The sequence below is a fragment of the Porphyrobacter sp. CACIAM 03H1 genome, assembly GCF_002215495.1.
GTDB lineage: Bacteria > Pseudomonadota > Alphaproteobacteria > Sphingomonadales > Sphingomonadaceae > Erythrobacter.
The window spans coordinates 3274466-3292465 of the sequence record NZ_CP021378.1; the positions used below are offsets into that span (position 1 = coordinate 3274466).

Genomic DNA, 18000 nt, shown 5'->3' on the forward strand with positions numbered 1-18000 from the left:
CCGGAACTGGCGCGCGATAGTGATCTAGGAAGTTGACACAGGTTGTGTCATGCTCGCGGGCATGGCGCTGTTCGAGGCCCTTGTCGTCGCCCACGTCGCCACCGGTGCGGTGGGGCTGACGGCGTTCTGGGGCCCGATCGCCACCAAGAAGGGTGCCGCGCGGCATCGCAAGTGGGGCCGCGCCGCGTGCTACGGCTTCCTCGGCGCGGGGACGCTTGCCATCTGCATGGCGCTGCTCTCGCTCTACGGGCCGGAAGCCCGCCACCCGGAGATCGAGGACCGCACCCTGTTCGAAGGGCTGTTCGGGTGGATGATGCTCTATCTCGGCATCCTCACCATCGGCTTCGTTGATTACGGCCTCGCCGTGGTGAAGCACAGCCGCGACCGGCGGATGCTGCGGTCCCCGCGCTATCAGACGGTGATCGCGGCGGTGGTAGTCTCGGGCGCGTGGTGCGGCTATTTCGGCTGGCAGGTGGGCCATCCGCTGATGGTGCTGGTGGCCTTCATCGGCATCCTGTCGATGGGCATCCAGCAGCTCTACATCTGGCGCACGGTCGATCCACCCCGTCAGACCTATGTGGGCGAGCACTTCCGGGCGCTGATCGGCATGGGCATCTCGGCCTATACCGCGTTCCTCTCGGTGGGCCTGATCCGCTATGTGCCAGAGCACGTCTTCAACCCCGCCGTCTGGGCGGGGCCGAGCGTGATCGGGGTGAGCCTGATCATCTGGTTTACCCTCAAGGGCAAGAAAGCCGCAGGCCCGTGCGCTTCAGGGGTGCGCCCACATCCGCAGTAGATTGGCGATGGACTTGTCGAGCGTGAGCAGCTCGGCCGACTGCGCCGGGAGCTGCCCGCGCAGCGATGCGCGCAGGTTCTCGAGGTCGAACAGCAGCTCGCGCCGTGCCGGATCGGCGATCATGCTCTCGATCCACCCCACGCACACGATCCGCGTGCCCCGCGTGACGGGGCACACCTCGTGGAGCGCGCCCGAGGGGTAGAGCACCATGCTCCCTGCCTCGCCCTTGATGGTCTGGGTCATGCCTGCGGCATGGATCACCAGTTCCCCGCCCTCGTAATCGCCGGGCGGGGTTAGGAAGAGGGTGAAGGAGAGGTCGGTGCGCAGGCGGGATGCGCCCTTCCCCATCAGCGCATTGTCGACATGGGGACCATAGTGGCCGCCCTCGCCCGTACGGCTGATCAGCAGCGGCGACAGGCGCCGCGGCTGGGCGGCGGCCCTGACGACCGGATGATCGCCGACGATCCGCCCCAGTTCCTCCTTCAGCGCCCGGCCAGCCGGGCCGTCGAGCACCGCCTGTTCGTTGCGCTTCACCGCGCGCGCGACCGCGCCCGCCGTCTCGCGCCCGTCGCGCCACTCCAGCAGGGCGATCCGCTCGGCGATGGCGGCAAGGTCGGCCGGGTCGGGGATGGCGTCGATGACGAGGATCATGGGCGCCCAGCTCTAGCGGTGCGGCGGCGGCGATGCAAAGGGGCCGGCGGGAGAGAGGACACTTCCCCCGCCGGCAGGGTCAAGGAGGGGCCGCTTACCCCCCCTTGCGGGAAGTGCCTTCCTCGATCAGCGCCAGCGCCTTCTCGCTGGCGACGGCGGGGTCTTCCTTGCCGTCCTTGATCTTGTCGGCGAGGATCATCAGCTCATTGGCGATGGTGGTGCCGGCGCTTGCCTCCTGCGCGATGCGGATGCCGCCATTGGCTTCGGCGACCTCGTCCCACTTGCCGCGCACCGCGTCCCAGTAGCCTTTGGTCTTCTCCCAATAGGTCTCGGCCGCAGCGACATTGTAGCCGTTGAACCGCTCATAGGTGTTGAGCACGTATTCCTGCACCACCGGCTTCGCTTCGCCCGCGCCCTCTGCCGGAGTCTGCATCTTGGTGTTGTCCTGCCAGTGGATCCACCCGGTCGGGGTCAGCTGGTGACGGTTGATGCCCATGTAGTGATCGTAGACGGGGCCCCGGATCGCATCGCGCCGGGCAAGCGGCCGCGCGGTCCAGTTGGAGCGCCAGCGGCGGATGCCCTGGCTCGTCTCCCACTCGCCCCACCCGGCATAGCGCGGGCTGTCGTCGACCTGCCACACGGTCTGCGACCAGCGCCCGGCGCGCATCTTCTCGGGCACCGCCTGCCATTCCCACGTGTCCCCGCCCTTGTAGGCGAGGATCTTCTCCGGCTGGTATTCCCAGTCCTGCCGCCAGTGCTTGACGACATAGGGGTTGGCCTCGTCCCCGGTGACGAGCAGGTGCTGGAGCACGATGCGCGTGCCGGTGTCCTCGATCACCCGCACGCTCTCGTAGCCGCCCGAGATCTTGCGCTCGAGCGGGGTGTAGCCCTCCATCCAGGGAGTCGATTCCTGCATGTCGAAGGTCACCTTGAAGTCGCCCGCCATCGCGAGGATGGTCTTGCGGTCCTCCTCGAAGGCGGCCTTGGCGGCTTCGGCGGTCTGGACGATCGGGCCGTCGGCGAGCGCCGGGGCAGGCGCGGCGGCGAGCGCGAGGGCGGCGAGGCCGGTCGAAAGGAACAGCTTGGTCAGTCGGGTCATGGGTCGTCCTCCATGGTTGGTCAGAAGCGGTAGCTGGCCGAGACGCTGAGATTGCGGCCCGGGCGGGTGAAGGCGTCGAGAATCCCCGCGTCCGCCACGCGCAGCCCGCGCACGTCGGACCACAGGGCGTAGGTCTCGTTCGTCAGGTTGAAGAGGCCCGCGCGCAGCTTGAGCGCGTCGGTGACGGCCACGAAGGCGGTGAGATCGAGGATCGTCGAGGCGCCGGGCCGCACGAACAGATCGGTGCCGTCGCCTGCGCGTTCGAGTTCGCCCGCTTCCTTGCGGGCATTGTGGGTAAGGATCAGCTCGCCCCCGAAGCGGCGTTGCGGATCGCGGTAGCCGAGGCTGGCGACGAGGTTGAAGGGATCGATCGTGTCGAGCGGCAGGCGCGTGCCCGCCGCATCGAAGGTGTCGCCATCGGCATAGGCCATCGCGAAGCGCCCGGTGATGCCGTTGTCGAGCTTCATCTCGGCCCGCGCCTCGATCCCCTCGATCCGCGCGCCCGGGAAATTGACGAACTGGAAGATCGCCGGGTCCTGCGGGGTGAAGGCGCCGCGGATCACCTGCTGGCTGATGAAGTTGTCGTAGTCGCCGCGGAAGGCGGTGAGCTGGAGCGAGAAGACATCGCCGACATAGCGCGCGCCTGCCTCGAAGCTCTCGCTGGTCTCGGGCCGCAGGTCGGGGTTGGGGATCGAGGTGTAGCCCCCGGCGATGAATTCGAAGAAGTTGTTCACCTGGGAAGGCGTGGGCGCGAGAAAGCCTTGCGCGTAATTGCCGAAAAGGAACACCTCGGGCGCGAGTTTCAGCGTGGCGCCGAACTTCGGCGAGAGGCGGCTGTCGCTCTGGCCTTGCGGCACGAAGGTGGTGAGCAGCGGATCGTCGGTGGGGTTCAGGTCGTAGAAATCGAAGCGCAGTGCCGGGAACAGGGTCAGCGCGCCGTCGAAGAGCGTGATCTCGTCCGAGACGAACAGCCCGCCCAGCGTGAAGTCGGTGACGGGGAAGGCACGGGTCGGGAAGCTTTCGCCGCGGCCCGGGAAGGTCCCGTCGCGCAGGCCCTGCTGGCGGGTCCAGCTGATGTCCCCGCCGATGGCGACGCGGTGCTTCGTCCCGCCGAGGTCGAAGCCGCTGCGCAGCTCCCCGACCGCGCCGTAGACGCGGTTTTCAAAAGTGTTCAGCCGCTCGCGGTCGGGCGCGGGGGTGGCGGTGAGGGTGGTGCGCTCCTCGAAAGCGAACTGGCGGTCCTCGGCGTCCTGCCAATAGGCGGAGAGGAAGGCGTATTCGACCTCGTCCCCGGGGCTGCCGTCATAGGTCCAGTCGAGCGAAGCGCGCGCGCGCGCGGTGGTGTCGCGGGCGTTCAGGGCATCGACGGTCCACACCGGACGCGGGCCGAAGGTGAAGGCCGGGCCGAGGCCGGTCAGCACCTCGGTCTCCACCGCGCTTTCGAGCCACTCGCCCGTCAGACGGATGCGGTGCGCGCCCCTCTCCCACACCAGCTTGCCGAGCACCGCGTTGCTCTCGCCATCCTGCGGGTTGGGCGCGGTGCGCAAGGGGCCGGTGCCGGTGTTGGTGCCGCGGTTTTCCAGCTCGGCGAAGTCGCGCCGGGTGTAGGCGATCATCGCCGAGAGGTCGCCGGTGCGGCCGGCGAGGGTCGCGGTCTGGCCGAATTCATTGTCGTCCGAGGAATATTGCCAAGTCACGAAGCCGCCGAGGCTCTCGCCCCTGATGAGGTCGACCGGATCGGCGGTGACGAAGCTGACGGCGCCCGCCAGCCCGTCCGAGCCGTAGAGCGCGCTGGCGGGCCCGCGCAGGATCTCGACCTGCTTGACGAGGCTGACATCGGCAAACCCGCCGCGCCCGGCGTCCTGCGGGCCGAAGCTGAAGCCCTGCGGGCTGCGGATGCCGTCGACCTGGATCAGCACGCGGTTGCCGCCGATCCCGCGGATCGCGATGTCCTCGTTGCGCCCGCGCCCGGTGGACCCGATCGCCGCCCCGAAGCGCGCGGGCGCACGGCGGACGGTGACGCCCGGCTCGAAGCGCACCAGGTCCTTGATGTCGGTGGCGAGCTGGTCGGCGATTTCCTCGTCGGTGATGATGGTGACGGTCGCGGGCGCCTCTTCCTGGAGCACCGGGGTGCGGGTGGCGGTGACGGTGATGCGCCCGGTCTGCTGCTGGGCCTCGGCTTCGGCTTCGGCGGAGGCAATGGCGGCATTTTCGGCGATCGCCGGAGCAGCGGCGAGGAGAGCGAAAGGCGACACGCAAAGGGCAAGAGATTTCGTCGAAGACACGCGGTGGGGCATCCTGCTGGAGAGGGAGGAACGCCGCGTGTCTGACCTTATTGCGAATGAGAGTCAATACGAAATGCTAATAGGAATCGTTCGCATAAACGGCGCGCAGACGGACGGAGATCGGCCGCATCGTCGACCGCCCTCCGACAGACCCGCGTTTTTCGTGAGACGCCTGCGCGCCGGCGCCCTCAGCGCCGCAGCAGGCCCTCGGCCAGCAGACGGTTGACCCCCGCGGCCACTTCGTCCGGACCCATCTCGGCCTCGCCCCACACGATGTAGCGCAGGCCAACGAAGACGTTCATGCCCATCATCGCCCAAGCCTCGAGCTCGCCCAGCCCCTCGCGGAACTCGCCTGCCGCCGCGCCCTTGCGCAGGCGGTCGGCGATGCGCGCGGCGATGGTCTCGTAATGCTGGCGGTAGCTTGCCGGATCGACGAACTCGGCCTCGTCGATGATCCGGTAGATCTCCTTGTGCTCCGCCGCGAAGCGCAGGAAGGCCGCGAGCGCCGCGCGCTCGATCTCGAGCGCGCCCATGTCGTCGGTCAGCGCCGAGCGCGCGCTGGTGCGCACCTTCTCGCTCATGTCGGCGACCAGCGCCCGGAACAGCGCGTCCTTGCTGTCGAAATAGGTATAGAAGCTGCCCAGCGCCACGCCCGCACGCCGCGTGATCGAGCTGACCGAGGCCTCGTGGAAGCCCTTCTCGCCGAATTCCTCCGCCGCCGCGTCGAGCAGCTTGCGCAGGGTCCGCCGCCCGCGCTCGGTACGCGGCGTCTTGGCGTCGCCGCAAGCGGCGTCTTCGACTCCAGATGCGATCGGCGTCGCGGTGCCCGGACTGTTGCCCATCAGCTACTCCCTCCACGCTTTCGGTAGGCCGCGCAAGGGTCAGGCACAAGTCTAAACTTGAAAGGTGGTTCAACTTTCAATACGGTCGCCGCCAGAACGAGGGCCAGGAGAGGAAACACCCCATGACCAAGACGCTTTACGTCCGCGCCGCACTGCTTGCCGGCTGCGCCGGCATCGCCACCTTCGCCGCACCCGCCATGGCGCAGGACGCTTCCGCCGAGGTTGCCGACGAGGCGCAGACCGCCGAGGAGGACGGCACGATCTACGTCACCGCGCGCCGCCGCGAGGAACGCCTGATCGACGTGCCGCTGTCCGTCACCGCGTTGTCGGGCGACGACCTGATCAAGCAGGGCGTGCAGGATATCGTCGCGGTCGCCCAGCAGGTGCCCAACGTTACGCTCGAAGTGAGCCGCGGCACCAACACCACCCTCACCGCCTTCATCCGCGGCATCGGCCAGCAGGACCCGGTCGGCGGCTTCGAGGCCGGCGTCGGCCTCTATGTCGACGATGTCTATCTCAACCGTCCGCAGGCCGCGGTGCTCGACATCTACGAGGTCGAGCGCATCGAGGTGCTGCGCGGGCCGCAGGGCACGCTCTACGGGCGCAACACCATCGGCGGCGCGATCAAGTATGTCACCGCCAAGCTCCCCGACGAGACCAGCGTCAAGATCCGCGGCACCTACGGCTCCTATGACCAGGCCGACCTGATCGTCAGCGCCGCCACCCCGATCTCCGACAGCTTCAAGATCGGCGTCGCCGGTGCGCGCCTGTCGCGCGGCGGCTTCGGCGACAACCTGACGCTCGGCACCGAGAACTACAACCGCGACGCCTGGGCCGCACGCGGCACGATCGAGTTCGACAGCGGGCCGGTATTCGTCCGCCTGTCGGGCGACTACATCAAGGACAATTCCGAGGCCCGCCAGGGCCATCGCTTGATCCCCGGACGCCTGACCGGCGCGCCGGTGCTGAATGACGTATTCGACACCCGCGCAGGGCTCAACATCGTCGACCAGGAGGTCGAGGCCTGGGGCGGCGCGCTCAACATCGCGATCGAGCTGTCGGACACGATCACCCTGAAGTCGATCACCGGCTACCGCGAGGATGCCTCGACCACCCCGATCGATTTCGACAGCCTGCCGTCCGCCGACCTCGACGTGCCGGCGATCTACGAGAACGACCAGTTCAGCCAGGAATTCCAGCTGCTCTACGAGAGCGACAACCTCTCGGGCGTGCTCGGCTTCTACTATCTCGACGCCAACGCCTTCACCGCCTTCGACGTGGCGCTGTTCACCACCGTCGCGGGCCTGACCGCGCAGACGCTGGGCGACGTCAACACCAAGACCTGGTCGGTGTTCGGCGACTTCACCTACGACCTGTCGGACACGATCAGCGTCTCGGTCGGCGGGCGCTACACCCATGACGAGCGCACCAGCCGGGTGCTGCGCACGACCTTCCTCGGCGGGTTCTCGAACCTGTTCGGCGGCTCGGGCGTCGCGGCCGCGGTGACCAGCAACTTCAACGGCAGCGCGACCTTCAAGGATTTCAACCCGCGCGCCTCGATCAGCTGGCAGCCGAATGCGGACCACAACGTCTACTTCACCTATTCGCAGGGCTTCAAGGGCGGCGGCTTCGACCCGCGTGGCCAGACCACCGCGTGCCGCAACCCGCGCGGCGGCGCCTGCACCCCGCAGGAGGTGTTCGACTTCATGGCCTTCGACCCCGAAACGGTCGACAGCTTCGAGCTCGGGTGGAAGGCCTCGCTGCTCGACAACCGCCTTAACATCAGCCTCGCCGGCTTCCTCGCCCAGTACACCGACGTGCAGATCCCCGGATCGGTCGGCTTCGACGCCAACGGCGACGGGGTGAACGAGAGCTTCATCGGCATCACCTCGAACGCAGCCGATGCCGACGTCAACGGGATCGAGTTCGAGGGCACTGCGCTCGTCGGCAAGGACTTCGCGGGCGATGGCAGCCGCTTCAGCGTCAACTGGTCGCTGGGCGTGCTCGACGCCAAGTTCAACACCTTCATCGACGCCTTCGGCCGCGACGTGGCCGACCAGCGGGTGTTCCAGAACACGCCCGAGATCACCGCGCACATGGGCTTCAACATGGGCCTGCCGGTGGGCGGGGGCATGATGGATTTCATCGGCCTCGCCTCGCTCCGTTCGGACGCGAGCCAGTTCGAAACGCCCAACCCCTTCCTCGACCAGGACGGCTTCGTGCTGGTGGATGCGAGCGTGGTTTACACCGCCGACAGCGGTCTGTGGTCGCTGGGCGTCCACGGCAAGAACCTGTTCGACAAGGAATACATCGTCGCCGGCTACAACTTCGTGGCGGGCGGCACCCCGCCGGGCACGCCTTTCGTCCCGACGCTGGGCCGCGAGGGCACGTTGACCGGCTTCTACGGCGATCCGCGCCGGATCTTCGTGACTGCGCAGATCAACTTCTGACGCGAAACTCCCGGGGGGGCGGCGGCCTCTGGCAAACCACCGCCGCTCCCTTCTCCTTTTCGCTTACGGCTGGACGGGAGCCGACGGCGGGGGCAGCGCAGGCGCCGCCTGCGGCCCCCGCCGTTCCATGTAACGCTTGGCGGCATAGCCACCCACGCCCAGCGCCACCATCGCCGGCAGGCTGATGCGGGTGAGCACGAACGGCACCGCGCTCGCCAGCACCGCGCCGGTCACGCCGCCTGCCGCCGGGTTCCGCTTCGCGACGCTCGCGCCGATCGCGGCGCCGATGATCTTCTTCAGCATGGGTCTTTCTCCTTTACCCATCAACCGGCGGGAGGGGCCCGCTGTTCCGCCGCAGGTCGCACCTGCCGCGCGCTCCGGCGCGTTGGCCAAGCCCCCTTCCCTTGCCCCGCCCGAGCGGGCATAGGCGCGAGCCATGCACGATATCCGTCTGATCCGAGAGAACCCGGAAGGCTTCGACGCCGGCCTCGCCCGCCGCGGGCTGCCCGCCCAGGCCTCCGCCCTGATCGCGCTCGACGAGGAGCGCCGCGCCGCGACCACCGCGGTGCAGATCGCCCAGAGCCGCCGCAACGAGGCCTCGAAGCTGATCGGCGCGGCCATGGCCAAGGGCGACAAGGAAGGGGCCGAGGCGATCAAGGCCGAGGTTGCCGCATTGAAGGAGCAGATGCCCGCGCTCGAAGCCCGCGCCGAGGAGCTGGCGGGGCAGCTCAAGGCGGCGCTGGAGATCATCCCCAACCTCCCCGCCGCCGACGTGCCCGACGGTGCGGACGAGGCCGACAACCGGGTCGAGAAGGAATGGGGCGAGAAGCGCACCTTCGACTTCACGCCCAGGGAACACGCCGACATCGCCCCTGCGCTGGGCATGGATTTCGAGACCGGCGCAAGGCTCTCGGGCGCACGCTTCACCTTTCTGCGCGGGGGAATGGCAAGGCTCCACCGCGCGCTCGGCCAGTTCATGCTCGATGTGCAGACCGGTGAGCACGGCTATGCCGAATGCAACCCGCCGGTGCTGGTGGGCGACGATGCCATGTACGGCACCGACAAGCTGCCCAAGTTCGCCGAGGACAGCTTCTGCACCACCAACGGCCGCTGGCTCATCCCCACCAGCGAAGTCTCCCTCACCGCCAGCGTCATGGGCGAGCTGCTCGACGAGGCCGCCCTGCCGATGCGCCTCACCGCGCTCACCCTGTGCTTCCGCTCGGAAGCCGGGGCAGCGGGGCGCGACACGCGCGGGTTCATCCGCCAGCACCAGTTCGAGAAGTGCGAGCTGGTCAGCATCGTGCGCCCGGAGGACAGCGAAGAAGAACACCAGCGCATGACCCGCGCTGCCGAGACCATCCTCGAGCGCCTCGCCCTCCCCTACCGCAAGCTCCTGCTGTGCACCGGCGACATGGGCTTCGGTGCGCGCAAGACCTATGATCTCGAGGTGTGGCTCCCCGGACAGGGCGCCTATCGCGAGATCAGCTCGTGTTCCAACACCGGCGATTTCCAGGCCCGCCGCATGAACACCCGCTATCGCGTGGCGGGCGAGAAGCGGACCGAGTTCGTCCACACCCTCAACGGCTCCGGCCTTGCCGTGGGCCGCACGCTGGTCGCGGTGATCGAGAACTACCAGAACGCCGACGGCTCGGTGACCGTGCCCGAGGCGCTCAGGCCCTACATGGGCGGGCTGGAAGTCATCCGGCCCAGCTAGATTCCCGTTCGCCCTGAGCTTGTCCAAGGGCCGCACTTTCTTCATCCTGACCAGAGACAAAGGAAATACGGTGCTTCGACAGGCTCAGCACGAACGGACCGGGGGCATGGCCTGATGCGCATCCTCCTCACCAATGACGACGGCATCCACGCCCCCGGCCTCAAGGTGCTGGAGGAAATCGCGCGCCAGTTCTCGGACGATATCTGGGTCTGCGCGCCCAGCGAGGAGCAGTCGGGCGCGGGTCACTCGCTCACCCTGACCCGGCCCGTGCGGCTCCAGAAGCACGGCGAGCGGCGCTTTGCCGTCACCGGGACGCCGACCGATTCCGTGATGATGGCGCTGCGCGAGGTCATGCCCGATGCGCCCGACATCATCCTCTCCGGCGTCAACCGCGGTGCCAACCTCGCCGACGACATCACCTATTCGGGCACGGTCTCGGCCGCGATCGAGGGTGCGCTGGCGGGGGTCCGGTCGGTCGCCTTCAGCCAGGTCTACGCCCGCGAGGGGATGGGCGACGAGGTGCCCTTCGGCGCGGCGCGCGAATGGGGGGCGAAGGTGCTGGAGAAGCTGATTGACGTGCCGCTCGCCGACCGCACGCTCGTCAACGTCAATTTTCCCGCCCTGCCGCCGGAAGAGGTCAAGGGCATCCGCGTCGTGCGCCAGGGCTTCCACGATTATTCGCGCGGCACCATCGTCGAGGGCCGCGACCCGCGCGGCTACCGCTATTTCTGGTTCGGGCTCGACCCGATCGAGCACACGCTGGATCACGGCACCGATCTCGAGGCGATCGAGGACGGCTTCATCGCCGTCACCCCGCTCCAGCTCGACCTCACCCACTATTCCACCATCGGCATCCTCGCCGAGAGGTTTGCCGACTGATGGCGCGCGGGACGGGTCAGCCGGCAAGCCGCAACCCGTTCAAGCGCAAGGCGCTGCTGGCCGAGTTCCGGCCGCTGCGGCGGCAGGTGAAGATCCCGGTCTGGGGCGATCTCGGCCTTCGCGCAGGGCTGGCGCTGTTCCTGCTCGGCATGGTCATCATGATCCACTGGTGGGACCGCGAGGGGCTGGTCGACAATGTCGACGGGCAGATCAGCTTCCTCGACGTGGTCTATTTCACCATGATCAGCGTCACCACCACCGGCTTCGGCGACATCGCCCCGGTGTCCGACCGCGCGCGGCTGATCGAGGCGGTGATCGTCACCCCCGTGCGCATCGCGGTGCTGTTCATCTTCGTGGGCGCGGCCTACGATTTCGTCATCAAGCGCAGCTGGGAGAAATGGCGCATGGCCCGCATTCAGGAACAGCTGACCGATCACGTCGTGGTGCTGGGTTACGGCGTGTCGGGCTCGCAGAGCGTAGGCGAGCTGATCGAGCGCGGGGTCGATCCGCGCTGCATCGTCGTGATCGACCCCTTCGAGGAGCGCCTCGCCGAGGCCGAGAAGCTCGGCGTCAACGTCATGGCCGGCGATGCGACGCGCGACGAGACGCTGAAGGCGGTGCGGATCGCCGAGGCATCGAGCGTGCTGGTCAGCGCCGGGCGCGACGACACCTCGATCCTGATCGTGCTGACCGTGCGCCACCTTGCGCCCAAGGTGCCGATCAGCGTGGTGGTGCGCGCCGAGGACAACGAGCTGCTGGCGCATCAGGCGGGAGCGAACAACGTCATCAACCCGGTGCGCTTCACCGGCCTGCTGCTGGCGGGCAGCGTCAAGGGCGCGCACATCGCCGATTACCTCGCCGACCTCGCCAGCGTGGAAGGGCGGGTGCAGCTGGTCGAGCGGGTGGTCACGCCCGAGGAATGCGGGCGCTCGATCACCGACCTCTCCAGCGGCGGACAGGGCCTGCGCGTATATCGCAACGGCCGCCCGATCGGCTTCTGGGAACCCGAGTGCCAGACCCTCCAGCCCGGCGACGTGGTGGTCGAGATCGTGCCCACCGCCCCACGCGAGGCGGAGTAGGCGGGGGGCCAGTCCGGGCGTGCGGGCCGTCAGCAAAAAGCTGCCTCTTCGGCTGTCAGCCCTAGATCGGTAATCTGGCGCGCCTTACGGGAGGACCATTCGGAAGACGGTTCCCCGGCCTTCGCGCGCACCGACACGGCCGAGGGTGCCGCTGGTCAGCGTGACGCCATAGAAGGACCCGTCAGGCGCTTGGACCAGCCCGCCGTGGGGCTCTGCCGGATTGACGTCCACGGGGCCGAATGAAAAGAGCGTAGTCTTCACCCCGGCAGGCGTGATGCGGAAGATCGTTCCGGTTCTCACTGTCGGAGCGCCCGTTTCAGATGCCGTGACACCGTAGAAGTTACCGTCACGCGCGCGCAGCAGGTAGGCCCCCGGGCTATAGCCGTCGGGAGTGGGGCTGGAGCCGACGGGGGGCGGGGGCACGAATGCGTAAAGGACGTTGACCGTTCCCGCCGCGCTCATCCTGAATACGGTGCCGCAGCCTGCCATCTCGGCGCACCCGCCGAACCGGCCTCCCGCGATGGTTGTCCCGTAGAAGAAACCGTCTCCGCCCGGGGTCAGCGGCCCTTCGGGCTGCGCCCCGTCACCGGCCACCGTCCCGCCGAACGCATATAGCACCGTCACTACGCCGCCAGGCGTCATGCGGAACACGGTGCCGCAACCGAAAATGCCCGGAACATTGCTGCAGTTTCGGACCCCACCGCCGGCGCTGGTTCCGAGAAGATTGCCGTCGGCAGTCTGGATGAAGGCGCCGTTCGGACGTTCCGCGTCGCCTTCGAAGGCGCCGAATGAATAGAGCTGGCGATAGTCGTTGCCGCTCTTCGAGATGCGAAAGGCAGTCCCGCAATCATCGCGGGTAAGCGGGCACGGGCCGGTGCCGCCCGCCAGGGTTGCCCCGTAAAGGTTGCCGTCTCGACCCTCGAGAAGCGCACCGCGCGGCAGTTTGCCGTCGCCCGGCGACATGCCGAACGAGTGGAGCTGGGAGTAGGCACCGTCGAGAGTGATCCGGAAGACCGTGCCAAAGCCGCCTCGTCCACCGCTGGTCGTGACGCCGTAAATTGCACCATCGCTCGCTTGGATCAGTGGTGCTGACGGCACAAACCCGTCCGTGGGCGAGGCTCCGAACGCATGGAGGAGGGTAACCGTGCCCTGTGGTGTCATTCTGAAGATGGTGCCGCAGGATTCGATTCTTTCGAAGCAACCGTTCGTACCGCCGCTAACCGTGATCCCGTAGAAGTTCCCGTCACTCGCGAGCAGCAGCGGCCCCCTCGGCTGATTTGCCGAGCCGGTCGTGGTTCCGAAGGCGTGAATGTAGGAAACGCCTGCTGAGGAGGTGGGAGACGGAGAGGGGGAAGGAGAGGGAGACGGAGAGGGAGAGGGACTCGGCGAAGGTGCGGTTTGCACGCCCCCAGCGGACGATCCTCCACCACCACAGCTGCCAAGTGCAAAAGCAAGGACGAGCGCCATGCAAGAACGGTGGCGCAGTTGGTTGTACATTGATCCCTCCGTTGCTCCTGTGATCGTCCAACCAGGAAGTCACGTCAATGTTTTGGAACGAGAAAATACGGAGCGAGCGGGAAGGGCCGCGCACTGCAGATCGCGGGACATGAAGGACCTCGATTATTTCACCAAGGCGATCCGCAGCAGTCGCGCCGAGGGGCGGTGCCGGACCTTATGGTTGCTGTTCGGGCGAGCATGCACCTTCCTGTCGGCGCTTTCCTACCGGCAACCCGGCCGTTAGCCTCGGGCGGTTCTTTCGCATCGTCGTTGCCGCGCGAAGCCGCCGTGCCGGGTTGCGCCTCCCCCCTTCAGGCAGGGAAAACGCAAAACACAGTGTCAACTTCGCTTTTGCCGGGAAAGCCCATGAGAACTATGGAGAATTCCTGTAGGAAATCGAAGTTTACAGTGTCAACTTTGTAAACTTCGCAGCGCAGGCAATCCGCCTCAGCCCCGGAACCAGACAAACACCCCGCCCATCGCCGCCATGCCGACCAGGAAGTGTCCGGCGTCGATCAGGAACAGCGTGAAGGGTTTCCTGAGGTAGAGGTAGTTGATCCCGATCGCCGGGATCATCACGCCGCCAGCGAAGCCCAGCGCCATCATCATCACCACGTGGGGCGGCGGGTCGGTGCGGGCGAGGAGGTGCCACAGGACCATCGCGATCAGCATCTCGAAGGCGAAGGTCAGCGCGAAGATCAGCCCCATCTTGCCGACCTGGAGCTGGGTGTTGGTGAGCCCTGCCACACGCTGCCACGGCTTGGCGAAGATCAGCCCGTACCACAGCGCGCCCACGAGGAAGAAGGCCAGCGTGCCCGCCAGCACCGGCAGGAGGGCGAAATCGTTCATGCCCGCTCTCCTGCCATTTCCGGCCACGCGAGCGCGATCGCCTCGCCTTCCGGCAGGGTGCGCCATTCAGCAAGGAAGGCGTCCAGCCCCGTGCGGATCGCCGCCAGCCGGTCGGTCACTCCTTCGGGCGGGGGAACGTGGGAGGCGGCCCAGGCGGGTTCGGCCATCGCCATGATGGCCGCATCGTCCGCCCCGCCGCTCCAGCTTGCCGCCTCGAAGCATTCGACGAGCCGCTCGGCCTGGAGAAGCTCGACGATCCCCGCATCGGGCATCCCGGCCCGCTTGGCACTGGCATGGCCGCCCGCGAGCGCGAGCGCCTGCACCTCGCCCGGCGCCATGCCGGACGCGACCAGGCCCCAGAAGCCTGCCGTCATCCCGAGCTCGCGCTCGACGAAGAAGTGATAGGCATCATGGGGATAGGGGCCTTTCTTGGGGAAGGCGAATGCGGTCCGCGTGCCGTCGGCACGTTCGACCGCGACGTGATCCTGCCCGGCGCCCTTGGTTATCGCGATACGCATCGCCGGGAATGTAGCGCCTTTCGGTCCGTTCGGACAGGGCCGGCGCGCCCTCAGATGACGTAGGCGAATTCCTCCGCGCCCGGCGCCGGCTTGCGGCCGCGCATCTCGGCATCGAGCTGCACCACGGTCCGGCTCGCGGTCTTGACGAAGAGGCCCGGAACGATGGCGTGGACCATGCAGGCGAGCCCGCCCACCACCATGCGCCAGCCGAAGCTCAGCGCGGTGCGGGCGTGCTGCGAGTAGGTCTCGCCGATGGACTGCGGGTGGTCGGTGAAGAGCTTGGCGATCATGGTTGCCGTCATGCCCGCCGGGGGCGATGATCGTCAAGCCTAGCGCGCGGGGGCTACACAGTGTAGGGGGCGCGCCGCCATGAACACCGCCCCCCTCACCCTGCCCGACCAGAAGAAGATCGGGATGGTCAGCCTCGGCTGCCCCAAGGCGCTCGTCGATTCCGAGCGCATCCTCACCCGTTTGCGCGCCGACGGCTATGCCTTCGCCGAGGACTATGCGGGCGCGGACGTGGTGCTGGTCAACACCTGCGGCTTCCTCGATTCCGCCAAGGAGGAGAGCCTTGCCGCGATCGGCGAGGCGATTGCCGAGAACGGGCGGGTGATCGTCACCGGCTGCATGGGCGAGGAGGCGGACGCGATCCGCGCGGTCCACCCGCAAGTCCTCGCGGTGACGGGGGCGCACCAGTACGAGCAGGTGGTCGAGGCTGTGCACACCCACGCGCCGCCCTCGCAGGGGCCGTTCGTGGACCTCATCCCTCAGCCCGACATCAAGCTGACCCCGCGCCACTACAGCTACCTGAAGATCTCCGAGGGCTGCAATCACTCCTGCGCCTTCTGCATCATTCCCGCCTTGCGCGGGAAGCTCGCCAGCCGCCGCATCGACGCGGTGCTGCGCGAGGCTGAGAAGCTGGTCGCTGCGGGCACGAAGGAACTGCTCGTCATCTCGCAGGACACCAGCGCCTACGGGGTCGACATCCGCCACGAGCCGCGCCAGTGGAAGGGCCGTGAGGTGCGCGCGCACATGACCGACATGGCGCGCGAACTGGGCCAGCTGCGCACGCCTGAAGGCCAGACGCCGTGGGTGCGGCTCCACTACGTCTACCCCTACCCGCACGTGGATCAGGTCATCCCGCTGATGGCCGAGGGGCTGCTGACGCCCTATCTCGACATTCCCTTCCAGCACGCCTCGCCGAAGGTGCTGAAGCTGATGCGCCGCCCCGCCAACGAGGCCAAGGTGCTCGAACGGCTGAAGTCGTGGCGCGCGATCTGCCCCGACATCGCGATCCGCTCCAGCTTCGTGGTCGGCTTCCCTGGCGAAACCGAGGAGGATTTCCGCTATCTCCTCGACTGGCTTGAGGAAGCGCAGCTCGACCGCGTGGGCGCCTTCCGCTTCGAGCCGGTCGAGGGTGCCGCCGCCAATGCCCTGCCAGATCAGGTGCCGGAGGAGGTCAAGGAAGAACGCTACGCCCGGATCATGGAGGTGACCGAGCGCATCTCCGCCGCCAAGCTCGCCGCCAAGGTCGGCCGGACGCTACCCGTCATCATCGACGAGGTGGGCGAGCCCGACGAGGACGGCGATATCGGCGCCACCGGCCGCAGCCAGGCCGACGCGCCCGAGATCGACGGGGCCGTGTATCTCAGGAACGTCCCCGCCACCCTCGCCCCCGGCGACATCGTCGAGGCGACCATCGAGGATGCCGGCGCCCACGACCTGTTCGGGGTGATCGCCTGAGGCTGCGCGCCTAGCGGGCCGCCCCTTCCTTGCGCGCCACCCGCTTCAGCGCGGCTTGCGGTATGAAGGCCTCGGGCATGGGGCGCACATGCTTGGCCAGTTCGGCGGCAAGATCGGCATGGGCGGCCGTGAGATCGCTCGGCTGGCGCAGGATCGTGGCGGTGTAGAACAGGTCGAGCTCGTCGGTCTCGAATGCCGCGAGCGTTCGCGGGCGCGTCGTGTCGTCGCGCAGGCCGTCGAGCAGCAGGCCCACGGCCTCGGCCTCTTGCCGGTGGCATAGCAGGCCGCGCACGGCAAGACCCACCCCCTCCTTCCAGTTCTCGCGCAGATAGGCGAGCTCCGGCGCGGCATCCCCCGCCCGGCCCAGCCGCTCGAGGGCGCAGGCGCGATCGCTGGCGATGATCAGCTTGGCATAGGTGCTGCCCTGCTTTTCCGCGACCTTGCGCGCGAGTTCGGTCGCCTTGAGACCCTCTTTCCAGCGTCCCTGCCCGACCAGCCGGGTGGCACGGTTGATGACGAAGTTCACCACCCAGTTGTGCTCGTCGGGATCGAGCTTCGCCAGCTCCTCGAACACCGCATCGGCCTTCCTGGTCTCTCCCAGGGAATCATGGGCATAGGCTTCGATGTTGAGCGCCCACGCATCGCCCTCCTCTATCGCCTTGCCGCGTGCCGCCCTCTCGCGCCACCGCTGCGAGAGCGCGATCGCGTCTGCGAACTGGCCGTTGTAGTGGAGCGCATGGGCCGCTTCAGAGAAGCGGTCGCGATCCTCCGGCGCATTGACAAGCCGGGCGCGGGTGACGCGCACGTGCTCCTCCCCGATCAGCGCCAGATGGTTGCCGGCGCGCGCCTCGATCTGCGGCCAGAAGGGCGCGTAGACCCGGTGTGTGAGCATGGTGATGTAGCTGACCGGACTCGTGATCGACACCAGCAGTCCTTCCGCCAGATCGCCGCGCCCTGCCACGGCCGCCGCACGCAGGCCTGCTCTCGCGACGCCTTCGTGGACAGCGGTATCGAGGAAGGCGAGTTTGCCACCATCGGCCCATGCCAGCGCGAGCGCATCGAATTCGGCCGACCGCCCGACCCGCTGCGCAAGACGCATGGCGGTCCAGTAATCGTCAGGATCAAGCTTCCCGAGCCCGGCATCGTCGAGCCCGCGCAGATGGGCGATGGCGGTGTCCGCATCGTCGAGGCGGTGGGCGAAGTAAAGCAGAAGACCCGTCGGCGGATCGGCCGGTTCAAGCGCAGCCAAAGCGGCCGCGATCCTGGCACCGTCGGCATAGCGCTTTTCGCGATCGGCGCACAGCGCTTCGGCAAACAGGCGCAGGGGCTTGATCTTGGAGGGATCATTGGCCTTGCCCTCGAGCGCGGTGGTCACCGGCACGCCGAAGGTGCACGGCTCGCGCATCCAGCGGTTCTCGTCCTGTGAGAACAGTTGCGCAATCCCGCGGGCATCCATCGCCGCCAGATCGGGCAGCGGCTCGGCAGCGGGCTCTCCGGCCGCGAGCGGCGGCGCGAGCAGTGCGCCGGTCAGCGCGAGTAACGGGCGAAGGGCTGATGCCATGCGCATGATCCCCTTGTTCACACGGCCTTTTCCCCCG

The 18000-nt window shown here is 67.8% G+C and carries 16 protein-coding genes; 6 read left to right on the top strand and 10 right to left on the bottom strand.

Going from position 1 to position 18000, the window contains the following annotated elements:
• Nucleotides 1-49 precede the first annotated feature (49 nt).
• Nucleotides 50-796, top strand: coding sequence for a hypothetical protein (locus CBR61_RS15510; RefSeq protein ID WP_088915188.1), 747 nt, complete (start codon nucleotides 50-52; stop codon nucleotides 794-796).
• Here CBR61_RS15510 and CBR61_RS15515 read toward each other — a convergent pair.
• From CBR61_RS15515 to CBR61_RS15530, 4 genes are all read right to left on the bottom strand, one after another.
• The gene (locus CBR61_RS15515) at nucleotides 770-1447 is read right to left on the bottom strand and encodes a Fe2+-dependent dioxygenase (protein WP_088915189.1); all 678 of its coding nucleotides are present in this window, start codon (nucleotides 1445-1447) and stop codon (nucleotides 770-772) included. The genes CBR61_RS15510 and CBR61_RS15515 overlap by 27 nt on opposite strands.
• 94 nt (nucleotides 1448-1541) lie before the next feature.
• Nucleotides 1542-2546 (bottom strand): DUF6607 family protein, encoded by a 1005-nt coding sequence (locus CBR61_RS15520; protein ID WP_088915190.1) that lies wholly within the window; start codon nucleotides 2544-2546, stop codon nucleotides 1542-1544.
• A gap of 20 nt (nucleotides 2547-2566) precedes the next feature.
• A complete protein-coding gene (locus tag CBR61_RS15525; protein WP_233996763.1) occupies nucleotides 2567-4801 on the bottom strand; it encodes a TonB-dependent hemoglobin/transferrin/lactoferrin family receptor in 2235 nt (744 codons plus the stop codon).
• Nucleotides 4802-5019: 218 nt separating this feature from the next.
• Complete coding sequence (locus CBR61_RS15530; protein WP_088915192.1) at nucleotides 5020-5673, bottom strand: TetR/AcrR family transcriptional regulator; 654 nt, start codon at nucleotides 5671-5673, stop codon at nucleotides 5020-5022.
• A 122-nt stretch (nucleotides 5674-5795) separates the two neighbouring features.
• Here CBR61_RS15530 and CBR61_RS15535 point away from each other — a divergent pair, with 122 nt between their 5' ends.
• Nucleotides 5796-8123, top strand: a complete 2328-nt coding sequence (locus CBR61_RS15535; protein WP_088915193.1) for a TonB-dependent receptor — start codon at nucleotides 5796-5798, stop codon at nucleotides 8121-8123.
• A gap of 63 nt (nucleotides 8124-8186) precedes the next feature.
• Here CBR61_RS15535 and CBR61_RS15540 read toward each other — a convergent pair whose 3' ends face one another.
• A complete protein-coding gene (locus tag CBR61_RS15540) occupies nucleotides 8187-8426 on the bottom strand; it encodes a hypothetical protein (protein WP_088915194.1) in 240 nt (79 codons plus the stop codon).
• Between the two features lie 133 nt (nucleotides 8427-8559).
• Between CBR61_RS15540 and serS the strand changes: the two genes are divergently transcribed.
• The 3 genes from serS to CBR61_RS15555 all read left to right on the top strand — a co-directional run bounded on the left by serS (nucleotide 8560) and on the right by CBR61_RS15555 (nucleotide 11795).
• On the top strand, nucleotides 8560-9837 hold the full coding sequence (gene serS / locus CBR61_RS15545; protein ID WP_088915195.1) for a serine--tRNA ligase: 1278 nt from the start codon (nucleotides 8560-8562) through the stop codon (nucleotides 9835-9837).
• 114 nt (nucleotides 9838-9951) lie between these two features.
• Nucleotides 9952-10716 carry a 5'/3'-nucleotidase SurE gene (gene surE / locus CBR61_RS15550; protein WP_088915196.1) on the top strand — a complete coding sequence of 255 codons (765 nt, stop codon included), beginning with the start codon at nucleotides 9952-9954 and terminating at the stop codon, nucleotides 10714-10716.
• Nucleotides 10716-11795 (top strand): potassium channel family protein, encoded by a 1080-nt coding sequence (locus tag CBR61_RS15555; RefSeq protein WP_088915197.1) that lies wholly within the window; start codon nucleotides 10716-10718, stop codon nucleotides 11793-11795. Before surE ends, CBR61_RS15555 begins: the two co-directional genes overlap by 1 nt.
• An 84-nt stretch (nucleotides 11796-11879) precedes the next feature.
• Here CBR61_RS15555 and CBR61_RS15560 read toward each other — a convergent pair whose 3' ends face one another.
• The 4 genes from CBR61_RS15560 to CBR61_RS15575 form a co-directional block, all read right to left on the bottom strand.
• The gene (locus CBR61_RS15560; RefSeq protein WP_088915198.1) at nucleotides 11880-13292 is read right to left on the bottom strand and encodes a choice-of-anchor tandem repeat GloVer-containing protein; all 1413 of its coding nucleotides are present in this window, start codon (nucleotides 13290-13292) and stop codon (nucleotides 11880-11882) included.
• 447 nt (nucleotides 13293-13739) lie between these two features.
• Entirely contained in the window at nucleotides 13740-14141 is a 402-nt protein-coding gene (locus CBR61_RS15565) for a DUF1761 domain-containing protein (RefSeq protein WP_088915199.1), read from the bottom strand.
• Nucleotides 14138-14659 (bottom strand): hypothetical protein, encoded by a 522-nt coding sequence (locus CBR61_RS15570; protein ID WP_088915200.1) that lies wholly within the window; start codon nucleotides 14657-14659, stop codon nucleotides 14138-14140. Before CBR61_RS15570 ends, CBR61_RS15565 begins: the two co-directional genes overlap by 4 nt.
• Before the next feature lie 50 nt (nucleotides 14660-14709).
• Nucleotides 14710-14949: a DUF6356 family protein gene (locus CBR61_RS15575; protein ID WP_088915201.1), complete on the bottom strand. Its 240-nt coding sequence runs from the start codon at nucleotides 14947-14949 to the stop codon at nucleotides 14710-14712.
• Between the two features lie 79 nt (nucleotides 14950-15028).
• On the opposite strand from CBR61_RS15575, the gene rimO reads away from it, so the two are divergent.
• Nucleotides 15029-16402, top strand: coding sequence for a 30S ribosomal protein S12 methylthiotransferase RimO (gene rimO, locus CBR61_RS15580; protein WP_088915202.1), 1374 nt, complete (start codon nucleotides 15029-15031; stop codon nucleotides 16400-16402).
• A gap of 10 nt (nucleotides 16403-16412) precedes the next feature.
• Here rimO and CBR61_RS15585 read toward each other — a convergent pair whose 3' ends face one another.
• Entirely contained in the window at nucleotides 16413-17963 is a 1551-nt protein-coding gene (locus tag CBR61_RS15585) for a hypothetical protein (RefSeq protein WP_157696638.1), read from the bottom strand.
• Between the last annotated feature and the right edge of the window lie 37 nt (nucleotides 17964-18000).

Coding starts and splice junctions, on each gene's coding strand:
- CBR61_RS15555 (WP_088915197.1), top strand. CDS start 10,716: ATGGCGCGCGGGACGGGTCAGCCGGCAAGCCGCAACCCGTTCAAGCGC.
- CBR61_RS15570 (WP_088915200.1), bottom strand. CDS start 14,659: ATGCGTATCGCGATAACCAAGGGCGCCGGGCAGGATCACGTCGCGGTC.
- CBR61_RS15510 (WP_088915188.1), top strand. CDS start 50: ATGCTCGCGGGCATGGCGCTGTTCGAGGCCCTTGTCGTCGCCCACGTC.
- CBR61_RS15520 (WP_088915190.1), bottom strand. CDS start 2,546: ATGACCCGACTGACCAAGCTGTTCCTTTCGACCGGCCTCGCCGCCCTC.
- serS (WP_088915195.1), top strand. CDS start 8,560: ATGCACGATATCCGTCTGATCCGAGAGAACCCGGAAGGCTTCGACGCC.
- CBR61_RS15515 (WP_088915189.1), bottom strand. CDS start 1,447: ATGATCCTCGTCATCGACGCCATCCCCGACCCGGCCGACCTTGCCGCC.
- CBR61_RS15585 (WP_157696638.1), bottom strand. CDS start 17,963: ATGGCATCAGCCCTTCGCCCGTTACTCGCGCTGACCGGCGCACTGCTC.
- rimO (WP_088915202.1), top strand. CDS start 15,029: ATGAACACCGCCCCCCTCACCCTGCCCGACCAGAAGAAGATCGGGATG.
- CBR61_RS15535 (WP_088915193.1), top strand. CDS start 5,796: ATGACCAAGACGCTTTACGTCCGCGCCGCACTGCTTGCCGGCTGCGCC.
- CBR61_RS15530 (WP_088915192.1), bottom strand. CDS start 5,673: ATGGGCAACAGTCCGGGCACCGCGACGCCGATCGCATCTGGAGTCGAA.
- surE (WP_088915196.1), top strand. CDS start 9,952: ATGCGCATCCTCCTCACCAATGACGACGGCATCCACGCCCCCGGCCTC.
- CBR61_RS15560 (WP_088915198.1), bottom strand. CDS start 13,292: ATGTACAACCAACTGCGCCACCGTTCTTGCATGGCGCTCGTCCTTGCT.
- CBR61_RS15575 (WP_088915201.1), bottom strand. CDS start 14,949: ATGATCGCCAAGCTCTTCACCGACCACCCGCAGTCCATCGGCGAGACC.
- CBR61_RS15540 (WP_088915194.1), bottom strand. CDS start 8,426: ATGCTGAAGAAGATCATCGGCGCCGCGATCGGCGCGAGCGTCGCGAAG.
- CBR61_RS15565 (WP_088915199.1), bottom strand. CDS start 14,141: ATGAACGATTTCGCCCTCCTGCCGGTGCTGGCGGGCACGCTGGCCTTC.